Source organism: Rhodococcus sp. NPDC056960, from assembly GCF_042674125.1.
In the GTDB taxonomy this organism is placed as follows: Bacteria; Actinomycetota; Actinomycetes; order Mycobacteriales; family Mycobacteriaceae; genus Rhodococcus_F.
This window is the reverse complement of sequence record NZ_JBHURF010000081.1, coordinates 1-3,162: the sequence shown is the minus strand read 5'-3', so window position 1 is coordinate 3,162 and position 3,162 is coordinate 1. Positions and strand designations below refer to the sequence as shown.

Annotated in this window: 3 protein-coding genes; all 3 read left to right on the top strand. The window is 70.5% G+C overall.

Features of this window, described 5'->3' with window-relative positions; genetic code table 11:
• Window positions 1–163: 163 nt before the first annotated feature.
• Entirely contained in the window at window positions 164–1,399 is a 1,236-nt protein-coding gene (locus tag ACFTWF_RS44945) for a sarcosine oxidase subunit beta family protein (RefSeq protein ID WP_378467518.1), read from the top strand.
• 19 nt (window positions 1,400–1,418) lie between these two features.
• The gene (locus ACFTWF_RS44940) at window positions 1,419–1,697 is read left to right on the top strand and encodes a sarcosine oxidase subunit delta (RefSeq protein ID WP_378467517.1); all 279 of its coding nucleotides are present in this window, start codon (window positions 1,419–1,421) and stop codon (window positions 1,695–1,697) included.
• Window positions 1,694–3,162 (top strand): (2Fe-2S)-binding protein (locus ACFTWF_RS44935; RefSeq protein WP_378467516.1); only part of this gene is annotated, 1,469 nt, incomplete at its 3' end. The genes ACFTWF_RS44940 and ACFTWF_RS44935, both read left to right, overlap by 4 nt.

The window sequence follows — 3,162 nt, the reverse complement described above, 5'->3', positions numbered from 1 at the left end:
CGGCCGTCCACCGACGAGGCCGGTCTCGACGACCTGCGCGCCCGCGTCGACGCCCTCGCCCTGAGCTTCCCGCTCTACCCCGACCTCACGGAGGCGAACTGATGACCGCGCTCACAGTTGCCGTCCAGTTCACGCTGAACCCCGACCTCACGGAGGCGAACTGATGAGTGCCACCCAGCCACCCGGCGCGCACCTGCCCGACCACCCGGACTTCCTGTGGCGTAACCCGGAGCCGAAGAAGTCGTACGACGTGGTGATCGTCGGCGGCGGCGGGCACGGCCTGGCCACCGCCCATTACCTGGCGAAGAACCACGGCATCACCAACGTCGCGGTGCTGGAGAAGGGCTGGCTCGCGGGCGGCAACATGGCCCGCAACACCACCCTGATCCGGTCGAACTACCTGTGGGACGAGAGCGCGAAGATCTACGAGCACGCTTTGAAGCTGTGGGAGGGCCTCGAGGAGGATCTCGACTACCCGATCCTGTTCAGCCAGCGCGGCGTCCTCAACCTCGCGCACAGCCTCCAAGATGTCCGCGACAGCGTCCGCCGCGTCGAGGCCAACAAGCTCAACGGCATCGACGCCGAGTGGGTCGGGCCCGACGAGGTCAAGAAGCTGTGCCCGCTGGTGAACATCTCCTCCGACATCCGGTACCCGGTGATGGGTGCGACGTACCAGCCGCGGGCCGGCATCGCCAAGCACGACTACGTGGCCTGGGGATTCGCCCGCCGCGCCGACGAGGCCGGCATCGACATCATCCAGAACTGCGAGGTCACCGGCTTCGTCACCGACGGCAACCGCGTGACCGGGGTGCGCACCACCCGCGGCGACATCGCCGCCGGGCAGGTCGCGCTGTGCGCGGCCGGGCACACCTCGACGCTCACCGACATGCTCGGCATCGCCACCCCCGTGCAGTCCCACCCCCTCCAAGCCCTGGTCTCCGAACTGCTCGAGCCGGTGCACCCGACGATCGTGATGTCCAACGCCATCCACGTGTACGTCTCGCAGGCGCACAAGGGTGAACTGGTGATGGGCGCCGGCGTCGACTCCTACAACGGATACGGCCAGCGCGGCGCGTTCCACATCATCGAACGGCAGATGGCGGCGGCGGTCGAACTGTTCCCCGTCTTCGCCCGCGCGCATCTGCTGCGCACCTGGGGCGGCATCGTCGACGTCTGCCCCGACGCCTCCCCGATCGTCGGCCGCACCCCCTACGACAACGTGTACCTCAACTGTGGTTGGGGCACCGGCGGGTTCAAGGCCACCCCGGGGTTGGGCTGGTGTCTGGCGGACACCATCGCCAACGACGAACCGCACGAGTTCATCGCGCCGTTCAGCCTCGACCGGTTCGTCACCGGCGCCCTCGTCGACGAGCACGGCGCCGCAGCCGTCGCCCACTGAGCGGAAGGAGCACACACCCATGCAACTCATCGAATGCCCGTGGTGCGGGTCCCGCGAGGAAACCGAGTTCCACTACGGCGGGCAAGCCCACGTCGTGTACCCGGACGACCCCGCAGCGTTGACCGACGAACAGTGGGCGCACTACGTGTTCTTCCGCGCGAACCCGAAGGGACTCTTCGCGGAACGGTGGAACCACGCCGCCGGCTGCCGGCGCTGGTTCAACGCCGTCCGCGACACCGCCACCTACCGATTCCACAGCGTCTACCGCTTGGACGAGCAGAAGCCGACGATATCGTGAACGCACCCTTCCGCACCCGCCGCGGCGGTCGCATCGACCGCGACACCTCCTACACCTTCACCTTCGACGGCCGGGAGTTGACCGGCCACGCCGGCGACACCCTCGGCTCGGCGCTGCTCGCCCACGGCGTCCACCAGATCACCACCAGCATCAAACTCGGCCGGCCCCGCGGCATCACCGCGGCCTGGGCGGAGGACACCGGCGGCCTCGTCCAGATCGAGGAGCCGTTCCCCGAGCCGATGCTGCTCGCCACCACCATCGAACTGTTCGACGGTCTCGTCGCCCGCGGCATCCCCGGCCAGGGACGGCTCGCCGCCATCGCCGATTCGGCGAAATACGACGCCACCCACGTCCACACCGACCTCCTGGTCGCCGGCGCCGGCCCGGCCGGTCTCGCCGCGGCACTGACCGCGGCCCGCGCCGGTGCGCGGGTGGTGATCGTCGACGAGCAGAACGAGGCCGGCGGGGCCCTCCTCGGCAGTACCGACCTGATCGACGGCGCCCCGGCTCTGGACTGGGTCGCGGCCGCGGTCGCCGAACTCGCCACCTACCCGGACGTGCTGCACCTGCAGCGCACCACCGCCTTCGGCAACTACGACGACGGCTTCGTCCTCGCCCTGCAGCGTCGCACCGACCATCTCGGTGGCCAGGCCCCCGCCGCGCTCAGCCGCCAACGCGTCTGGCGGATCCGCGCCCGGCACATCCTCGTCGCCGCCGGAGCGCACGAGCGTCCCGTCGTCTTCACCGACAACGACCGCCCCGGCATCATGCTCGCGCACGGCGCCCGCACCTTCCTGCACCGCTACGGGGTGAAGGTCGGCGAGCAGGCCGTCGTGTTCACCACCAACGACAGCGCCTACCAGGCCGCGATCGACCTGCACGACGCCGGCGTCCGGATCAACGCGATCGTCGAGGCCCGCGACCAGGCACCCGCCCCCTGGCAGGCCGAATGCGATGCCCGTGGCATCGCGGTCCGCACCGGATCGGTGGTGTCGGGCACCCGCGGCAACGGCCGGATCAGCCACGCCCTCGTCACCACCCGCACCGGCGACACCGGCACCGCGATCCCCCTCGCCTGCGACGTCCTGCTCGTCAGCGGCGGCTGGAACCCGGCCGTGCACCTGTTCTCCCAGGCCCGCGGCACACTCCGCTACGACGAAACCCTCGGCGCGTTCGTGCCCGGCGAGGACCTCGACGGCGTCACCGTCACCGGCTCCGCGAACGGCATCTTCGACCTCGACGGCTGTCTGCGCGACGGGCAGCGCGCTGCTGCCGCCGCTGTGCGCGGCCTCGGCTTCACCACCCCGGCAGTGGCGTTGACGGCGGTTGACTCGGGTGATGGCCAGGCGGCGAACAACGGTGGGGTGGCACCCCTGGTGCTGTGGCGGGTGCCCGACGTCGCCGGGCAGAACACCCAGTTCGTCGACGTCCAGCGCGACGCGACGGTCGCCGACCTCTCCCGCGC

Coding starts and splice junctions, on each gene's coding strand:
- ACFTWF_RS44945 (WP_378467518.1), top strand. CDS start 164: ATGAGTGCCACCCAGCCACCCGGCGCGCACCTGCCCGACCACCCGGAC.
- ACFTWF_RS44940 (WP_378467517.1), top strand. CDS start 1,419: ATGCAACTCATCGAATGCCCGTGGTGCGGGTCCCGCGAGGAAACCGAG.